Origin of the sequence: Devosia ginsengisoli (genome assembly GCF_007859655.1) — a bacterium.
Taxonomy (GTDB): Bacteria; Pseudomonadota; Alphaproteobacteria; order Rhizobiales; family Devosiaceae; genus Devosia; species Devosia ginsengisoli.
This window is the reverse complement of the sequence record NZ_CP042304.1, coordinates 4,180,285-4,197,977: the sequence shown is the minus strand read 5'-3', so window position 1 is coordinate 4,197,977 and position 17,693 is coordinate 4,180,285. Positions and strand designations below refer to the sequence as shown.

Sequence of the window (17,693 nt, the reverse complement as noted above, 5' to 3'; positions counted from 1 at the left end):
CTACTGGGTGGCCGGTGGGCTCTGTGTCAGGCCGAGGCGATGGCGCTCACGGCGGCGCGCACGGATTGCGGTGTGTCGCCGGTGACGATGGCGCCCAGGGAGAGGGGCGGCGATGCCGGCTTCGCGCAGCTTGGCTGCGTCGGTTGGCGTGAGGCTGAGCTGGCTGGGGACGATGACCGGAACGTCCACCGCTTCGGCGATCTGGCGATAGCGGGCGAGGTCGGCTTCGGTCATGGCGGTGCGATAGCGCTCGAAGGGCATGATCGAGGCTTCGATGATGCAGCCGGGAATGGCGGCGATGCGGGCAATATCGGCCTCGGTGCTGGCCGAGGACAAAGCCGGCATGGGGCGGAGCCGCGATTGCAGCAGGTGCGGCTGCAAGTGGTCGATATAGACGTTGAAGCCTTCGAAGCCGAGATCGGCCAGGGAGTCCATTTCTTCGGGTGAAGGCACGGTTTCCTGGCCGGCCATGACCAGCAGCGGGCAGCCGAGTTTGGCCAATTGCTCGAAGAAGGGGCGTTCCTGGGCGAAGCTGCCAAAGGTGGTGCCCGTGGCGCGGTGATAGGCGTTGAGATGGGTCTTGAGGGCAAAGGCACCGCCATCCAGGGCCGCTTTGGCCAGATCGAGATCGTGGCGGGCCAGCGAGACGATGACGGGAAAATCGCCATCGACAAGCGCTTTATGCAGCGGGGTCTCGGGATACATCAGGCGATCCGTGCGCCGGTTTCGGCGTCGAAGAGGTGGATGGCGGTCAGGTCGGGCCGGACATGAATGGTTTCGCCGGGGCGGGCGGACAGGCGCTCGCGGAAGACGCCGATGATCCGGTGTTCACCCATGGTCATGGTGACCTGGGTTTCGGAGCCCATGGGCTCGACCAGCGCGACCGTGGCGGGCACGCCATCATCAGCCAGAACCAGATGTTCGGGGCGAATGCCGTAGGTGGCCCTGCCCTTTGCGGTCGTGCCCGGGGGCAGTGGCAACGTCACTCCGGCTGCAGCGAAGCCCTGTTCGGTGATTTCGCCGCCGATCAGGTTCATGGCGGGGGAGCCAATGAAGCCGGCGACGAAGAGGTTGGCCGGGCGGTCATAGAGGTCGAGCGGGGCACCGATCTGTTCGACGCGGCCAGCATTCATCACCACGATGCGGTCGGCCATGGTCATGGCTTCCACCTGATCGTGGGTGACGTAGACCGTGGTGACGCCGAGGCGCTGGTGCAGGCCCTTGATCTCGCCGCGCATCACGACGCGCAATTTGGCGTCGAGATTGCTGAGGGGTTCGTCGAACAGGAATACCTGGGGATTGCGCACAATGGCGCGGCCCATGGCGACGCGTTGGCGCTGGCCACCCGACAGTTGGCGGGGATAGCGATCGAGCAGCGGCACCAGGCCCAGGATGTCCGCGGCCCATTTGACGCGCTCTGCTATCTCGGCCTTGGAGGCACCGCGATGCTCGAGCGAAAAGCCCATATTGGTGGCAACCGTCATATGCGGGTAGAGCGCATAATTCTGGAACACCATGGCGATGTCGCGGTCCTTGGGCTCGAGGTCGTTGACCACGCGGTCACCGATTTCGACGGCGCCATCGGTGATGACTTCGAGGCCGGCAATCATGCGCAGCAGGGTGGATTTGCCGCAACCTGAGGGGCCAACCAGCACGATGAATTCGCCGTCGGCGATGGCGATATCCACGCCATGCAGCACCTTGGCGTCGCCATAGGCCTTGCGAACGGATTTGAGGGTAACGGGAGCCATGGTCAGCCTTTCAGCCCGGTATGGGCGAGCCCTTCGACGAACTGCTTCTGCGCCACGATGAAGACCAGCAGAACCGGGATGGCCGTCATGGTCGCGGCGGCGAGCTGGATGTTCCACATGGCCCCGCCATAGGCATCGGTGAACTGGGTCAGCGCCTGGGGCAGGGTGAACATCTGCGTCGAGGAGAGGAATACGATCGGTTCGAGATAGAGGTTCCAGGAATGCAGGAACGTGAAGATGGCCACCGCGCCGAGGGCCGGCTTGGCCAGCGGCAGGGCAATGGTCCAGAAAATCTTGAACCGGCCCAGGCCATCGACGCGGGCAGCCTCTTCCAGCTCCACCGGCAAGGCGATGAAGAACTGGCGCATGACGAAGGTGGCAAAGACCGAGGGCGCGCCGAAGATCGGCACGAGGATCAGCGGCCAATGGGTGTTGATCATGCCCCATTTGAGGAACATCTGGAACAACGGGACGATGGTGACCTCGGAGGGGGATCAGCAGGCCCAGCAGCACGACCATGAAGATGGCATTGCTGAAGGGGAATTTGATGCGGGCGAAGGCATAGCCGGCCATGGACGAGATGAGCATGGTGCCCGCGGTGACCAGGGCGGCGATATAGGCCGAGTTCCAGTATTGCCGGGCAAAGGGTTGCAGCTCGAACACCTGGGCATAGGTGGAGAAATCGAAGCGGCGCGGCCAGAGATCGGGCGGGAAGGCGAAGATGTCGCTGATCGGCTTCACCGACGAGGTGACCATCCACCAGGTCGGGAAGACGAAGGGCACGAGCAGCACGCACATGAGCCCGTAGAGCGCCACCTTCATGCGGGGGAGAGATCAGTTTTCATAGAAGACGATCCGCTTGCGGAGCTGCCACTGGGCGAAGGTGAGCGCGGCGACAATGACGAAGAGCAGGATCGACAGGGTCGAGCCATAGCCGAAGAAGTGGAACTGGAAGGCCTGCTGGTAGAGGTAGTAGACCAGCACCGTCGTCGACATGCCCGGCCCGCCCTGGGTGAGGACGGCGATCTGGGCGAAGACCTGGAGCGAGCCGACGACGGTGATGATCGAGGTGAGCAGGATAGTCGGGCTGATCAGCGGCAGGGTGATGCGGCGGAACTGCTTGAAGCGCCCTGCCCCATCGACCCGCGCGGCCTCGTAGAGTTCCTTGGGCACGCCCTGCAGGGCGGCGAGGAACAGGACCATGTTGAGGCCGACATTCTTGAAGACCTGCACCACGACCACCGAGACCATGGCCGTGGCCGGGTTGCGCAGCCAGTTGGGACCTTCAATGCCCAGCATGGCGAGCAGGCCATTGATGCCGCCATTGTTCTGCAACAGGAAGCTCCAGACGATGGTCCAGGCGACGAGCGACACCACAACGGGGGAGAAGAACAGGGTGCGGAAGACGACAAGGCCTCGGAGCTTCTGGTCCAGCAGCACGGCCAGCAGCAAAGCCAGCGACATGTTGAGGATGACCAGACCGACCGAGAAAACGGCGGACGCCCACAGAACCGACGGCAGGTTCGGATCGGCCAGCAGCATCTGGTAATTGGCAGCGCCGACATAGTTGAAGGTCGAGGCCAGCACATTCCATTCGTGCAGCGAATACCAGAAGACGAGGCCAAGCGGCACGAGGACGAAGGCGATGATGCCGATCAATTGCGGGGCGATGAAGACGTAGCCCGCGGCCGCATCACGGCGGGCCATGGTCCAGAAGGGGCGTTTCTGCGGCGTTTCTGCCAGGCTCATAGCGTCGGTTCCTGCGTCTCCCTCCCCCTTGTGGGGAGGGATCAAGGGTGGGGGTGAGTCACGCACACTGAATTTGCGGAACCATACCCCCCACCCGACCCCTGCGGGGCCACCCTCCCCACAAAAGGGAGGGAGGGGTTCAGTGCCTAACCTCGCCTCAGCGGGCCAGCAGCGGGCTGACGCTGGAGCACACATTGCCGAGCACGGCGGCGACATCGGCATCGGCAACCCAGAGGCTATCCAGCGAGGCGCGGATGGTCTGCTGGATCTGGGCGAAGTTGGTGTGACCCGGCAGCACGACGCCGTTGGAAATACCCGAGATCACCACATTGTCGATCTGTTCAGCCGAAAGCAGCGGATTGGTGGCGGCCAGGGTTTCGGCATTGAGCAGGCTGGCGCGGGCCGGCGGGAAGAACTGGGCCAGCTTCTGGCTGTTTTCCGGGTTGGTCATATAGGCGAGGAATGCCACGGCGGTATCGACATTGGCACCGGCAGCGAAGGCGCCGACGCCGGCCTGACCGACCACGGCATATTCCCCGACCGGACCAGCCGGCAGCGGCACCAAATCCCAATCGAAGGGATTTTCCGTGGGCAGCAGCGAAGCGCGGCTGATCTGGGTGATGGTCATGCCGGTTTCGCCGGCGAAGAAGTCGATATCCTCACCGGGGCCGGGCATGGCCTTGTCGGTGAAGATCGCCTTGTGGATGGCGGTCATGGCATCGACCATGGGCTGGTCGGCGAAGGTGCAGGTCTTGCCATCTTCCGACCACGGCGTGGCGCCCCAGCCATTCCAGATCGAGGCCAGGTTCTGCCAGACCTGATATTTGAAGTCGCGGACCACGAGGCCCGTCTTGCCGGACTGGCCGACCGTCGCCGCGGTGGCGAAGGCATTGTCCCAGGTCCATTCGCCTGATGCGATCAGTTCCGCCGGGGTCTTGGCGCCAGCGGCCGTGATGACGTCGTTGTTGACGAAGAGGGCGAAGGGCGAGGTGGAGAAGGGATAGGCGTAGAGCTGACCATCCCTGGTCCAGAGCGCGGTGGCCTTTTCCGAGACGTCCGCGATGTCATAGCCTTCAGTAGCGGCGAAGGCATCGCTCAGCGGCGCCAGAGCGCCGGAATTGACGAAGTCGGCGGCGGTGGTTTCGAGAATCCAGGCCAGGTCGGGCGGATTGCCGCCGGCGATCTGGGTGGTCAGGGTCGTGGTATAGCTGTCGAAGGGCAGCGGCTCGAAGCTGACCGTGACATTGGGATGGGTCGCCTTGAAGCCCTCGGCGATCTCGTTGAACATGGCCAGATGCGCTTCGTTGGCGCTCCAGATGGTCATGCGCAGGTTGACCGCGTCCTGTGCCCAGGCGGTGCCCGACGCAGCGAGCCCGAGGACGATGCCGGCGATGGCCGCCGATGTTTTCAGATATTTGGTTTTCATTGGTTCCTCCTTGTTTTCGTCAATAGCCACGCACGTCCGGCCAGCGGATTTCGATCCCCTGGGTGTAGAGACTTGCCTGGAATTCGGTGAGCAGGCTGTCATCGGCCTGCACCTGGTGCGGCGTCAGCCCGTGGTTGAGGCAATGGGCGGCCAGGAGGCCGACCACTTCGCCCACATTCCACTCCACCGGATGCAGCCGGTAGCAGCCATTGGTGATGTGGGTGGTGCCCATATTCTTACCCCCGGGCAGCAGGTTCTTCACCCGGCGCGGCAGCAGCGCGCCGAGGGGAATCTCGAAGGGCGAGGATTCGACGTCGACATAGTTATCGCCGCCGGTGGAGGGATGCAGGTCGATGCGGTACATGCCGATGCCGACGCTGTCGCGGTAGTGCCGCGAGAGGGCATTGCCATGCTCGGCCATGGACACGTCCTGCTCGACGATGCGGGTGACAGGCAGGATACGGCGGCTTTCTCTGACATAGGGGGCCATGGCCAGGCCATGGTCGGTGCCGGTGACATCGCCACGCAGGCGCAGGCCGGGGAAGCCCTGACCGCCATCGACACGGGGCGCCTCGGTCTGCAGCCAATAGAACATGGAATGGGAGAGTTCGGCGGCCGATTTGAGATGGGCCGCTTTCTCTTCCTCGGAGACATCGATGATGGTGCCGAGCATGTAGTCGATCATCGGCCAGTTCACGAGGCAGATGTCGGAGCCATAGGCGCCGGGCACGAAGTTGCGGCGCGCGGCGATGCGGCGGAAGGTCCAGAGGTTCCCGTCGCCGGGATTGCGGCGCTGGTCGGCATCGACCAATAGCGGATCGTCATCCGGATTGGGGGTAAAGCTGCGCTCGGTGATTTCGAGCGTACGCGGATGGGGCGCCTTGAAGCCGAGCAGCGGGCCGCCCCAGAAATCGGGCTGGTACTGGCGCCAGAAATCATAATTGGCCGGCTTGTCGCCCACCTGATTGCCATCGACATGATCGACGGCAAAGCAGATCGAGACGGCCTGCACATTGTCAGGCTGGGCTTCGGCGGGGGCGCTGGGTTCGCCGGTATCGGATTGGGCCTCGAAGCCCTTGGCATATTCCGTGCCTGTGAGGGGGAGCAGATCGCCCAGTTCGGTGGCGTCCACGACATAGGGCGCCGAGACCACGATGCGCTCGCCGCTGTCGCGGTGCTGCAGCGTGATGGCGCGAACGGTGTCGCCATCGACATCGGCCGCGACGGGCCGCCAGAGCTGGAGCACACGCAACTGCCCGCCGCCGCGCCAGGGCGCCAGCATGGCTTCGATGACGGCGACGCCGACGCGCGGCTCGGCGCAGAGCCGGCTGACCCAGCCGGCACCGGGATTGAGATCGCCCCAGGCGCGGCTTTCGGCCGTCAGCGGATAGTGATCGCGGTAATATTGGCGGATGCCATTGCGCAACTGGCGATAGGAGCGAGTGACGCCGAATTGCTCGACCCAGGAATGCTCGTCGGGGGGCACAGCCTGGCTGGTGAGCTGGCCGCCCAGCCAGTCATATTCCTCGGTGAGGATGACGGTGCGGCCGGAGCGCAGCGCGCCAAGCGCGGCGGCAACGCCGCCAAGGCCACCACCGACAATGAGCAGATCGGCTGAATATTCTTTGGTCATCTGGTCTTCTTGGTCTTGGGAGAAAGCGGGCCGAGGGTGTCGCCCTCGACAGGTTCGCAGGGCAGCAGGAGCTGTTCGACGGGCGCATCGTTCTCGACGCGCCGCACCAGCATTTCGGTTGCAGCCTTGGCCATCGCCTCGCGGGGAATGGCGAAGGAGGTGAAGCGGCGGCCGGGTTCGTCGGCGCGGATATGATTGCCGAGCACGACGATAGAGAGATCGCCGGGAACCGACAGGCCACGCTGGCGGGCCACGGCCTCGACGCGCATGGCGTCGGCCAGTTCGGTGAAGAATACGCAGGTGGTGCCGGCACCGATCAGGATGTCGAGCGTTTCGGCAGAGGGGCGATCGACGGCGAAGATGCTGGCGACCAATTCGGCATCGCCGATGGCGCGGCTGAAGCCGTACCAGCGATCGATGGTGGATTCGGCGCCTTCATTGAGGCCGACATAGGAGATGCGGCGATGCCCCAGCGCCCTGGCGCGCTCGACCAGCGCCGAGGTGGCCGGGGCATAATCACCGCCGACATAGGGCACGGGACCCCCGGCATCATCGCGGCGACCGACAGCCACGAAGGGGAAGTCGCCGGCCACCAGCCGCGCCAGTTCGGTATTGTCGAATTTGCGGCCGAGAATGACGCAGCCATCGGCCAGGCGCAGGCGGACATTTTCGGCAAAAATCTTGCGCTGGGTGCCGGCGCCGGTCAGCAGGAGCAGGTCATAGCCCAAGGCCTGGGCCGCCTCTTCGATGCCGAAGAGGAAGGGGGTGAAAAAGTCGGCCTGTTCGGACGGGAAAGCGGGCTCGTAGGTGAAGACGCCGAGGATGCGATTGAGGCCCTTGACCATGCGCCGCGCTACCGGATCGGCGACATAGCCAGTTTCGCGGATGACCTTTTCGACCCGCTCGCGGGTTTCCGCGGGGATGCGGGCGTGGTTGGCGGGCGCGGCGTTCAAGACAAGCGAGACAGTTGCCTGGCTGACGCCGGCAAGCTGCGCAATATCCTTCTGCGTCAATCGTTTAGCCACTGAAGCACGCCCTATTCTGCTAATACGCATTAGCTATGCTAATGCGTATTAGCAACTCGGCTGACATTCTGTCAAGACGGAGCGGCGAGCTGGGGAAAACGTGCTGTGGGCGCCGGCTTAAGCCGATAGCGCCGTGTCGGTGCCCAGGGGAATGCAGAGCGGGCGGCCATGGACGGGGTCGGTGATGACCATGGAGCGGACATCGAACACGGTGCGGATGCCGGCTTCGGTCATGAGCTCTTCCGGGGTGCCGGAAGCGGCGATGACGCCATCGCGCAGGAAAACCAGTTGGTCGGCGTAGCGCGCCGCCAGGTTGAGGTCATGCAGCACCAGCACGATGGTGCGGCCGAATTCCCGGTTCAGGCGCCGGACGAGATCGAGGCAATCGAGCTGGTGGGCCATGTCGAGGTGATTGACCGGCTCGTCCAGGCAGACGACATCGGTTTCCTGCGCCAGCACCATGGCGATCCAGACGCGCTGCAACTGGCCGCCCGACAGCGAGCCCAGCCGGCGGTCGCGGAGATGGGTCACGCCGGTGCCCGTCATGGCCCGTTCCAGCGCGGCGCTGTCGCCGGGGCTCCAGGGCTGGAGCATGGACTGATGCGGATAGCGGCCCAGCCGCACCAGTTCCTCGACCGTCATGTCGCCGGGGGCCGACGGGCTCTGCGCCAGGAGGCCGATCTGGCGGGCAAGCTGCTTGTCGTTGAGCCTGGCGATGTCGAGTTCTTCGAGGAAAATCGCCCCGGAAGCGGGCTTGTGCAGCCGGCGGATAGCGCGCAGCAGGGTGGATTTGCCGCAGCCATTGGGACCGGCCAATACGGTGATCTTGCCGCGGGCAATGGGCAGTGACAGGGCCTTGAGCACATTGACATTGCCATAGTCGAGGCTGAGGTCGCGAACCTGGATGCGGCTGTCCGAGAGATTATCCGTCATGGCGTTGCTTGCCCATCAGCAGGAACAGGAAATAGGGAGCGCCGATGACGGCGGTCACCGTGCCGGCAGGCACTTCTATGGGGGTGAACAGCACCCGTACGATGAGGTCGGCGCCAACAAGCATGATCGCGCCCAGCAGGAAGCTGCCGAGAATGCCGGCATAGACATTGCGCCCCACCAGCAGGCGCGCCAGATGCGGCGCCATCAGGCCGATGAAGCCGACGCCACCGACAAAGGCCACGGCCAGCGCCGTCAGCCCGGCGGCCAGGGCGAAAACCAGGATGCGGAAGACCGGCAGGTCGAGCCCGACGCCGCGCGCGGAGACTTCATCGAGATCGGCCGGGGGCAGCTTGCGGGCCGCCAGCAGTACCAGCAGCATGACCGGCACCATGGCAATGGCAGTGATCTGGATTTCGCCCCAGTTGACCTCGTTGACGGCGCCGGCAATCCAGCGCGCCGCCTGGCTGGTCTGGTAGATCGGGCCGATCAGCATCATCACCATGGTCACCGCCTTGGCCACCGCGGCCACGGCAATGCCGAACAGCAGCAGGCGGATGGCCGAGGATGCCTGGCGGCCGGAGAGAACGAAGACCAGGGTGATGGCGATGATGGCGCCGGCCATGGCAGCGACGGGCTGATAGGCAATGGAGGTGACCAGCGAATTGGATTCGTCCGAGAGCACGGCGAGGAAGATGACCACGCCCAGCGCCGCCCCATCGACCACGCCCAGTACGCCGGGCGAGGCCAGCGAATTGCGGGTGATCTTCTGCAGCAAGAAGCCGGCTACCGCCATGCCGCCGCCGGCCAGGGCCGCGATCACCACGCGCGGCAGGCGCAATTGCAGCACGATGATGTTCTGCGTCTTCTCGCCGAAGCCGGCGAGGACGCTGGCCACCTGATCAAGGGGAATCCAGGTGGAGCCGAAGGCGACGCCCGACAGCGCCAGCAGCACGAAGGCGGCGCCCATGATGGACAGAGCCAGTGGCGCCCGAGCCGCTGTCAGGGTGGAAGGCAGGTCACTCATGCCGCTCTCCGCTTCAGCAGGATCAGGAGCACGACGCCACCGACCACGGCCGTGATGGCGCCGACGGGGGCTTCCACCGGATAGATGACGAAACGGGCGGCAATATCGGCGACGGTGGCGTAAATGGCCCCGATCAGGGCGGCGGCAGGGATCAGCCTGTCATGCCGCAAGCCTACCAGCCAGCGCGCGGCGTGGGGCACGACGAGGCCGACGAAACCTACTGGGCCGGCCATGGCTACCGAGGCGCCGGTCAATAGCGACACCGACAGAAAGCTGGCGCCCCGCACCACGACCAAGGGTACGCCGATGCTGGTGGCCGTGACGTCATCGGCCTGCAGCGCATCGAGCGTACGTGCCAGCAGTATGGCGATGACGGCACCGACCAGCAGGATCGGCCCGCCGGATTGGGCCAGCGCCATCGGCCGGTCGACGAAGGCGCCGGATAGCCAGAACAGCAATTGCTGCAACTGCGCCTCGTTGGTGGTGAGGATCACCTCCACCAGCGAATGGCCCAGGCCGGCAATGGTGACGCCGATCAGCACGATGCGGATCGGCGACAGTCCGCCGGCGCTGGCGGCAATAGCGAAAACAAGGAAGCTGGTGAGCAGCGCGCCAAGGGCGGCCGCCATGGACAGGCCCAGCAGCGAGCCGATGCCGAAGGCGGAGCTGGCCAGCACCACGGCAAGCGAGGCACCGGCATTGAGACCTAGCGTATCGGGCGAAGCGATGCGATTGCGCGAGAGGGTCTGCACCAGCACACCGGCTATGCCCAGACCTGCCCCGACCATGGGCGCAATGACGGCGCGCGGCAGGCGCAGATTGGCGATGACGACGGCAGTTTCGGAATTATCGAAGGCGAACAGGGCCTGCCAGACCTGGTCCAGCCCGTAAAGGCGATAACCCAGCGTCAGGCTGCCGAGCATGGCCATGCAGAGCAGCACGACCAGCCCGCCATAGATCAATAGCAGGCGCCTTGGAACACCGACAGGTGGGGCGGCAGCGAGTGCGGCGGTGGACAGGACGAGCCCCAGATAAGTTGATGTTGACAGTCACAATAAATTCTGACTGTTTGCCCAAACCATTTTCTGACCCTTCCTGTCAAGTTACGAGGTTGCAATGTCCACTTTTCGTCAGTTGGCCGCTGTTGCCATCGGCGTCGCCGCCATGGCTATCGCTCCCGCGGTGCTGGCCCGCGAAATCACCCATGCGATGGGCGTTACCGATGTGCCTGACAATCCGCAGCGCGTCATCGTGCTGACCAATGAGGGCACCGAGGCGCTGCTGGCCGTGGGCATCACGCCGGTGGGGGCGGTCAAGTCGTTCCTCGGCGATCCATGGTATGACCATATCGCCGCCGATATGGCCGATGTAACCGTGGTGGGCGAAGAATCGGCGCTCAACCTCGAAGCCATCGCCGCCCTGCAGCCCGACCTGATCATCGGCAACAAGACGCGCCAGGAAAAGGTCTATGAGCAGCTTTCCGCCATTGCTCCCACTGTCATGGCCGAGCGCCTGCGCGGCGACTGGAAGATCAATATGGCACTCTATACCGACGCTGCCGGCAAGGGTGCGGAAGGGGCGGCGGCGCTCGCCGCCTTCGACGCCCGCGCCGCCAAGCTGGGCGAGGAAGCCGGCGCGCTGCTGGACGAGCAGATTTCGCTGGTCCGCTTCATGTCGGGCATGACGCGCATCTACTACAACGACACCTTTGCCGGGCTGATCCTTAAGCAGATCGGCTTCCACCGCCCGCCGGCGCAGGACAACCCGACCTTTGCTGACGATGTCGGCAAAGAGCGTATCCCCGACTTTGCCGGCGACCGGATGTTCTACTTCGTCTACGAGACCGGCGATGGCGCCGGCGACAGCCAGGCCGCGGACTGGACCGCCGATCCGCTGTGGCAGAATCTCGACGTGGTCAAGGCCGGCAAGGCTTATATGGTGCCGGACGCCATCTGGAACACGGCCGGCGGCATCATCGCCGCCAACCTGATGCTCGATGATGTCGAGCGCTTCTACGAGCTGCCCTCGACCCGCTGAGCCCAGCTTTCGGCGCCCTTTCCGGGGCGCCGAAATTTCATGCGCTTCATCTTTCCGTCCCGAGACCCACCATGATCAGAACCCTGCTTGCCGCAACCGTGCTGGCCCTGAGCCTTGCCGCCCCGACAGCCGCCCGTGAAATCACCCATGTGATGGGCGTTACCGAAGTGCCCGACGCGCCGCAACGCGTCGTCATCCTGACCAATGAAGGCACCGAAGCGCTGCTGCATCTGGGCGTGGTGCCCTGTCGGCGCCGCCCAATCCTGGGATGCCGACCCCTGGTATGACCATATTGCCGGCCCGCTCGCCGACACGGTGCCGCTCGGCACCGAAAGCGGCATCAATCTGGAAATCCTCGCTGCGCTGGAACCCGACCTGATCATCGGCAACAAGGTGCGCCAGGAGAAGATCTACGACCAGCTCAGCGCCATCGCCCCCACCGTCTATGCCGAGGACCTTTCGGGGGACTGGCAGAAGAACTATCAGTTCTATGCCGATGTGCTGGGCCTGCATGACCAGGGCGCTGCCAATCTGGCCGCCTTCAATGAGCGGGCAGCCGCGATCGGCGCATCGCTGGGCGACAGCATCAATGACACGATTTCGCTGGTGCGGTTCTCGCCCGGCCGCACGCGCATCTACTACAAGGATACCTTTGCCGGCGTCATCCTCGACAAGGTCGGCCTGAAGCGCCCTGCCCCGCAGGATCGCCAGGACTTTGCCGAAGAGGTGCAGAAGGAGCGCATTCCGGACATGGACGGCGATCGCATCTTCTATTTCTCGGCCGATGCCGATCCTGAAGAAGCCGTGGCCAACCTGGCCGAATGGACCAATGATCCGCTGTGGCTGAACCTTGAAGGCGTCAAGGCCGGCAAGGCGCAGCGGGTGAGCGAACTGGTGTGGAATACCGGCGGCGGCATCTATTGCGCGCATATGATGCTGGACGAGCTGGCGGCGATCTACGGCGTCGATCCCCAAACGGTGGATTGATGCCGGGCGAACGCGGCTAGGCCGCGGCGTCGGTATCCGCCGTCAAGCGGAGGAAGGCGTTGCCGAGATCGGCGGGCTGGCTGCGCGCAGCCAGTTCGGCGGGGGCGCCTTCGAAAACCACATTGCCCCGATTCAACACCACGATGGCATCGCCCATGGCGGCCTCATCGACCAGATGGGTGGTCCACAATATGCCCATCCCGGCGGCGCGCAGCGACAGGATATGGCTGAGGATGTCGCGCCGGCTGGCCGGATCGAGCCCCACGGTGGCTTCATCCATCACCAGCAGGCGCGGCTCATGCAGCAAGGCGCGGGCCAGCTCGACGCGGCGGCGATTGCCGCCGGACAGTTCGCGGGCCGGGGAGTGCAGGCGATCGGTCAATCCGAACCGTTCGGCGGCGGCGGCAATCCGCGTGCGGACCTGATTGCCGGGCAGGCCGTGCAATTCGGCATGGAAGCGCAAATTGGCCTCGACCGACAATTCCAGATCGAGGGTGGGCTGCTGGAACACCACGCCGAGTTGGGCGAGCGCCGGGACGATTCCGGAACGCAGGTCGTGGCCGCAGATCGCGATGCTGCCGCGATCGGGCGTGAAGAGGCCGGTAATCAGCTGCAGCAAGGTGGATTTACCCGCCCCGTTCGGGCCCAGCAGCACGACGAGTTCGCCGGCACGGACGGCGATATCCACCCCGTTCAGCGCCGGCTTGCCATCATAGGCCTTGGCAACATCGCTGGCCTGCAGCAAAGGGTCGGATACGACTTTTGGGTGGGTCGATAGGGGCATTATCACGTTGACGGAACTGGTATGGATGTCACTATACACAGGTGATATCGAACGACACCATACCGTTGCAAGGATACTTTAAATGTTTGCCGCTAGAGCTTTTTTCGCCGCCTCCGCCCTTTGCCTGACCCTGTCGGCAGCGCAGGCCGAAGGCAATTTCGCCTCCCAGCCCACCGAGCTTGAGCCGCTGGTGATGAGCGGGGCGGACCTCACCTTTTCGGTGACCGAATACACGCTGGAAACCGGCAAATATTACAAGTGGCGCATCGAGAGCGACGGCTTGGAAGAGTTCCGCGTGAACGCGCCCGAACTTTGGCGCGCCTCGTGGATCAACCAGGTGGTGATCAACGATATCGAGGTGAAGCCGCTCGGTGCCATCTATGGTGTGGAATTCGACGATGAGGGCGGGGCCGACATCTTCTTCGTGCCGCTGCTGCCCGGCAATTACGAATTCAGCGCCCCCGGCTTCGAGAGCCGCGGCATGACCGGCACCTTCGTGGTCCGCTAAGGCCAGCGCCATGACACATTTGCGCAAAATAGTGCCGGCCTTGCTCGGGGCGTTGCTGGGTATTGCGGGCGTTTTGCCGGCGGCGGCGGTCGATACCGGGCTGGTCTTCGTCAGCAATGAACGCTCGAACAATATCGCGGTGATCGACCCGGCCAAGGACAATACGATCATCAAGCTCATCGCCACGGCCGGACGGCCGCGCGACATGAGCTTTAACCAGGGCCACACGCTGCTCTATGTGGCGTGCGGCGACGACGACGTGATCCAGGTGATCGACGTGGCCAAGCTCGAAGTGGTGGACAATATCCCCACCGGGCGAAGCCCGGAAATGTTCAGGCTCAGCCACGATGACGCGCTGATCTATGTGTCCAACGAGGAAACCTCGACGGTGCAGGTCATCGACGTGGCCAGCAAGGCGATCATGTTCGAGGTACCCACCGGGGCCGAGCCCGAGGGCATCGCGCTCAGCGCCGACGGCAAGACGCTCTATGCCACGTCCGAAGTGGCGGACATGGTGCATGTGATCGATGCCGAAGAAGGCGTGGTGATGGAGAATGTGCTGGTGGAAACCCGCCCGCGCCGCTTCATCCAGCCCAGCGACACCGAGATCTGGGTGTCCAACGAGCTGTCGGGCACGGTCTCGATCATCGACCTCAACACGTTCGAGGTTGCCGAGACGCTGGAATTCCTGCCCCCCGGTTTCCGGGCGGTCGATGTGACGCCGGTCGGCATGTCGATGACCCATGACGGCAAGACCGCCATAGTGGGACTTGGCCGCGCCAACCACGTGGCTTTCGTCGATATCGCGACGCGCGAAATCGAGACCTATGTGCTGGTGGGCAGCCGCGCCTGGGGCACCGACATTTCGCGCGACGACAAGACGCTCTATGTGGCCAACGGCCTCAGCGACGACCTGTCCATCGTCGACATGGAATCGCGGACCAATGTGCTGACCCTGCCGGTCGGGCGCATCCCGCATTCGGTGGTGATCGATGACTAGGACCCTGCGCCGGGGGCTGGCCGCCATCGCAACCGCGATGCTGGCCGGCTCCGCCGTGCCAATTGCTGCACAGCCGGCCCCGGCTGCGCAGGTGGAAGCGGCCGAGCAGGTGACGATCGGCTATGTCGAACTCGACAACGATCCGCGCTATGCGGCCGCGGGAGCCTTTGCGGGCATCCAGTTCTACACCCTGGCCCGGCCCTTTACCGGCGCCGAAGTGGGGCTGGAGGACGCGCAGGATGTCGGGCGCCTACTCGGCATCGATTTTACACTGGAAAAGGCCAGCGCCGATTCGACTTCGGCCTTGGCCGACACCATTGCCGGCTGGGTCGATGAAGGCATCAGCTTCGTGGTGGCCGACCTGCCGGCGGATGCCCTGGTGGAGCTGGCCGATGCACTGGCTGGCCAGCCGGTGATGTTGATCAATGTTTCGGCGCCTGACGACGCGCTGCGCGGGGCGCAATGCCGCGCCAATGTGCTCCATACCTATCCCAGCCAGGCCATGCTGACCGATGCGCTGGGGCAGTATCTGGCGGTGAAGAACTGGCGCCGCGCACTGGTGCTGCAGGGGCCGCAGCCGGACGATGCGCTGATGGTGGAAGCCTTCCGCCGCACGGCACAGAAATTCGGGCTGACTATCGTGGAGGAGCGGCAGGCGCTGCTCACCAACGACCCCAATGCCCGCGAACAGAGCAATGTGGCCCTGATGACCGAGGGCGTCGATTACGATGTCGTCTTCATTGCCGACCACGGTTTCGAGATCGGCCGCTATGTGCCCTACCAGACCAACCTGCCTCGCCCGGTGGTGGGCAGTGCGGGCCTGGTTCCGGAAGCCTGGACCTGGAGCTGGGACCAGGATGCGGGCGCGCAATTGCAGCATCGCTATGAGGACAAGGCCCTGCCCTATCGCATGAATAGCGGCGGCTGGGCGGCCTGGGTGGCGGTGGAAGCCATCGGCTCGGCGGTGGTGCGCACCAAGAATGGCGATTTCGACGCGCTGCGGGAGTATCTGCTGCGCGACCGGCTCAATCTCGATACGGTCAAGGGCAATCCCGGCAGCTTCCGCAGTTGGGACCACCAGTTGCGCCAGCCGCTGCTGCTGGCGACACCCGATGCTGTCATCGCAAGGGCGCCGTTCACCGAATTCCTGCACGAGGTCAACGACCTCGATACGCTGGGTGTCGATGCACCTGAAACCCAGTGCAGCTTCTAGGAGACTGATGCATGGCCTCCGCAGCGCCGGCCGATAGCCCAGCCAGGCTGGGACCGGCCATGCATGCCCTGGTGGCCCTCAAGGCCATCGTGACGCGCGAACTGACCAAGTTCGTGCGGCAGTGGAGCCGGCTGATCTCGGCGCTGGTGCGGCCGGCGCTGTGGCTCGTTGTGGTGGCGGCTGGATTTCAAAATGTGCTGGGCGTGTCGATCATCGCGCCCTATCGCACCTACATCACCTATCAGGAATATATGCTGCCCGGCCTGCTTGGGATGATGCTGCTGTTCAACGGCATGCAGTCGTCGCTGTCGCTGGTCTATGACCGGGAAATGGGCATGATGCGCCTGCTGCTGACGGCACCGCTGCCGCGCTGGTATGTGCTGTTCGCCAAGCTGCTGGCGGGGACGCTGCTGTCGCTGGCGCAGGCCTATGTGTTTCTTGTGGTCGCGCGGCTGCTCAATGTGCAGATTCCGCTTGGCGGCTGGCTCACCGTGCTGCCGGCGCTGCTGGTGACCGGGCTGATGCTGGGGTCGATCGGGCTGGTGCTGTCGGTCTATATACGGCAGCTGGAAAACTTTGCCGGCACGATGAATTTCGTGATCTTTCCGATGTTCTTCTGCTCGAGTGCGCTCTATCCGTTGTGGAAGCTGCGCGAGAGCGGCGCCAGCTTTCTGTGGTGGGTGGCGCAGGCCAATCCCTTCACCCATGCCGTCGAGCTCATCCGCTTTGCCGCCTATGGCCAGTTCAACGCGGTTGCGCTGCTGGTGGTGCTGGGTGTGGGGATATTGTCCTTCCTGCTGGCCGTGTTCGGCTATGATCCGCAGCGCGGGCAGATGATGCGGAAGGGGCGCGAGTAATGGAGCGGGGCAACCAGCCAATCTGGCTCTACCGGGTGCTGGTGGTGGTGGCGCTTGTCATCGTGTGGTGGCTGGCCTCGCTGGTCGCGGGGCGCAACCTGATCCCTGCACCGCCGGCGGTGTTCGAAGCTGCCATAAGGCTGTTCGGCGACGGCACCATTTATGAAGCCACAGCCAGCTCGCTCGGCATTTATGTGACGGGCCTGCTGCTGGCCATTGCCATTGGCTTGCCCATGGGGCTGATAGCCGGGGGTGTTCCGGTCGTGGGGCGCACGCTCGACCCGTTCTTCAATGCGCTGATGGCGACGCCGCGCGTGGCCTTCATCCCGCTCATCATCGTGCTGCTGGGGCTGGGTTTCTGGGCCAAGATCACCGTGGTGGCGCTGGGCGCGGTCATGCCGATCCTGATCAATACCTATGCCGGGGTGCGCAATGGCGATGCCGAACTGGTGGAAATGGCCCGCTCGGCCGGCGCCAGGCCGGGGCAGGTTTTCAGCAAGATCCTACTGCCGGGCGCGGCGCCGTTCATCATGGTGGGCCTGCGGCTGGGGGCGACGATCGGGCTGATCAATACGGTGGTCGCCGAACTTTATACGGCCGTGCAGGGCCTGGGCGGGTTGCTGGCAATCTATGGAAACACATTCCGCATGGCGCCCTATTTCGTGGTGGTGCTGATCCTGGCCTGCCTGGGCATTGCGGTCGCCGAATTGTTGCGGCTGGTGGAGCGGCGGCTCGACCGCTGGCGCATCGGCACTGGAGGTTGACG

18 protein-coding genes and 1 pseudogene are annotated in these 17,693 nt (G+C 64.3%); 8 read left to right on the top strand and 11 right to left on the bottom strand.

Annotated features, from left to right (window positions below):
- The 10 genes and pseudogenes from FPZ08_RS20475 to FPZ08_RS20430 form a co-directional block, all read right to left on the bottom strand.
- Window positions 1–705: a hypothetical protein gene (locus FPZ08_RS20475; protein ID WP_246132741.1), complete on the bottom strand. Its 705-nt coding sequence runs from the start codon at window positions 703–705 to the stop codon at window positions 1–3.
- Window positions 705–1,751 (bottom strand): ABC transporter ATP-binding protein, encoded by a 1,047-nt coding sequence (locus FPZ08_RS20470; RefSeq protein ID WP_146292385.1) that lies wholly within the window; start codon window positions 1,749–1,751, stop codon window positions 705–707. The genes FPZ08_RS20475 and FPZ08_RS20470 overlap by 1 nt, the downstream gene beginning before the upstream one ends.
- A gap of 2 nt (window positions 1,752–1,753) precedes the next feature.
- Window positions 1,754–2,596 (bottom strand): annotated as a pseudogene (locus FPZ08_RS22885) (carbohydrate ABC transporter permease).
- Window positions 2,586–3,500: a carbohydrate ABC transporter permease gene (locus FPZ08_RS20460; RefSeq protein ID WP_146292383.1), complete on the bottom strand. Its 915-nt coding sequence runs from the start codon at window positions 3,498–3,500 to the stop codon at window positions 2,586–2,588. The pseudogene FPZ08_RS22885 and the gene FPZ08_RS20460 overlap by 11 nt, the downstream one beginning before the upstream one ends.
- A gap of 157 nt (window positions 3,501–3,657) precedes the next feature.
- The gene (locus FPZ08_RS20455) at window positions 3,658–4,926 is read right to left on the bottom strand and encodes an ABC transporter substrate-binding protein (RefSeq protein WP_146292381.1); all 1,269 of its coding nucleotides are present in this window, start codon (window positions 4,924–4,926) and stop codon (window positions 3,658–3,660) included.
- Window positions 4,927–4,945: 19 nt separating this feature from the next.
- Window positions 4,946–6,559, bottom strand: a complete 1,614-nt coding sequence (locus FPZ08_RS20450; RefSeq protein WP_146292378.1) for an FAD-dependent oxidoreductase — start codon at window positions 6,557–6,559, stop codon at window positions 4,946–4,948.
- Complete coding sequence (locus FPZ08_RS20445) at window positions 6,556–7,614, bottom strand: LacI family DNA-binding transcriptional regulator (RefSeq protein ID WP_146292376.1); 1,059 nt, start codon at window positions 7,612–7,614, stop codon at window positions 6,556–6,558. The genes FPZ08_RS20450 and FPZ08_RS20445 overlap by 4 nt, the downstream gene beginning before the upstream one ends.
- 87 nt (window positions 7,615–7,701) lie before the next feature.
- Window positions 7,702–8,517, bottom strand: a complete 816-nt coding sequence (locus tag FPZ08_RS20440) for an ABC transporter ATP-binding protein (RefSeq protein WP_146292374.1) — start codon at window positions 8,515–8,517, stop codon at window positions 7,702–7,704.
- A complete protein-coding gene (locus FPZ08_RS20435) occupies window positions 8,507–9,541 on the bottom strand; it encodes a FecCD family ABC transporter permease (protein WP_146292372.1) in 1,035 nt (344 codons plus the stop codon). Before FPZ08_RS20435 ends, FPZ08_RS20440 begins: the two co-directional genes overlap by 11 nt.
- Window positions 9,538–10,503, bottom strand: coding sequence for a FecCD family ABC transporter permease (locus FPZ08_RS20430; RefSeq protein ID WP_246132740.1), 966 nt, complete (start codon window positions 10,501–10,503; stop codon window positions 9,538–9,540). The genes FPZ08_RS20435 and FPZ08_RS20430 overlap by 4 nt, the downstream gene beginning before the upstream one ends.
- A gap of 154 nt (window positions 10,504–10,657) precedes the next feature.
- Between FPZ08_RS20430 and FPZ08_RS20425 the strand changes: the two genes are divergently transcribed.
- The 3 genes from FPZ08_RS20425 (at window position 10,658) to FPZ08_RS20420 (ending at window position 12,565) form a co-directional block, all read left to right on the top strand.
- Window positions 10,658–11,578 carry an ABC transporter substrate-binding protein gene (locus FPZ08_RS20425; RefSeq protein WP_146292370.1) on the top strand — a complete coding sequence of 307 codons (921 nt, stop codon included), beginning with the start codon at window positions 10,658–10,660 and terminating at the stop codon, window positions 11,576–11,578.
- Between the two features lie 71 nt (window positions 11,579–11,649).
- On the top strand, window positions 11,650–11,865 hold the full coding sequence (locus FPZ08_RS22880) for a hypothetical protein (RefSeq protein ID WP_342780149.1): 216 nt from the start codon (window positions 11,650–11,652) through the stop codon (window positions 11,863–11,865).
- The gene (locus tag FPZ08_RS20420; protein ID WP_342780148.1) at window positions 11,783–12,565 is read left to right on the top strand and encodes an ABC transporter substrate-binding protein; all 783 of its coding nucleotides are present in this window, start codon (window positions 11,783–11,785) and stop codon (window positions 12,563–12,565) included. The genes FPZ08_RS22880 and FPZ08_RS20420 overlap by 83 nt, the downstream gene beginning before the upstream one ends.
- Before the next feature lie 16 nt (window positions 12,566–12,581).
- Here FPZ08_RS20420 and FPZ08_RS20415 read toward each other — a convergent pair whose 3' ends face one another.
- The gene (locus FPZ08_RS20415) at window positions 12,582–13,388 is read right to left on the bottom strand and encodes an ABC transporter ATP-binding protein (protein WP_210246834.1); all 807 of its coding nucleotides are present in this window, start codon (window positions 13,386–13,388) and stop codon (window positions 12,582–12,584) included.
- Window positions 13,389–13,431: 43 nt separating this feature from the next.
- Between FPZ08_RS20415 and FPZ08_RS20410 the strand changes: the two genes are divergently transcribed.
- From FPZ08_RS20410 to FPZ08_RS20390, 5 genes are read left to right on the top strand one after another with little or no spacing between them, the layout of a single operon-like run.
- Window positions 13,432–13,857, top strand: coding sequence for a cupredoxin domain-containing protein (locus FPZ08_RS20410; RefSeq protein ID WP_146292367.1), 426 nt, complete (start codon window positions 13,432–13,434; stop codon window positions 13,855–13,857).
- 10 nt (window positions 13,858–13,867) lie between these two features.
- Window positions 13,868–14,857 carry a PQQ-dependent catabolism-associated beta-propeller protein gene (locus FPZ08_RS20405; RefSeq protein ID WP_146292365.1) on the top strand — a complete coding sequence of 330 codons (990 nt, stop codon included), beginning with the start codon at window positions 13,868–13,870 and terminating at the stop codon, window positions 14,855–14,857.
- Window positions 14,850–16,070: an ABC transporter substrate-binding protein gene (locus FPZ08_RS20400; RefSeq protein WP_146292362.1), complete on the top strand. Its 1,221-nt coding sequence runs from the start codon at window positions 14,850–14,852 to the stop codon at window positions 16,068–16,070. The genes FPZ08_RS20405 and FPZ08_RS20400 overlap by 8 nt, the downstream gene beginning before the upstream one ends.
- Window positions 16,071–16,081: 11 nt before the next feature.
- On the top strand, window positions 16,082–16,927 hold the full coding sequence (locus FPZ08_RS20395) for an ABC transporter permease (protein WP_146292360.1): 846 nt from the start codon (window positions 16,082–16,084) through the stop codon (window positions 16,925–16,927).
- On the top strand, window positions 16,927–17,691 hold the full coding sequence (locus FPZ08_RS20390; RefSeq protein ID WP_146292358.1) for an ABC transporter permease: 765 nt from the start codon (window positions 16,927–16,929) through the stop codon (window positions 17,689–17,691). The genes FPZ08_RS20395 and FPZ08_RS20390 overlap by 1 nt, the downstream gene beginning before the upstream one ends.
- Window positions 17,692–17,693: the final 2 nt, after the last annotated feature.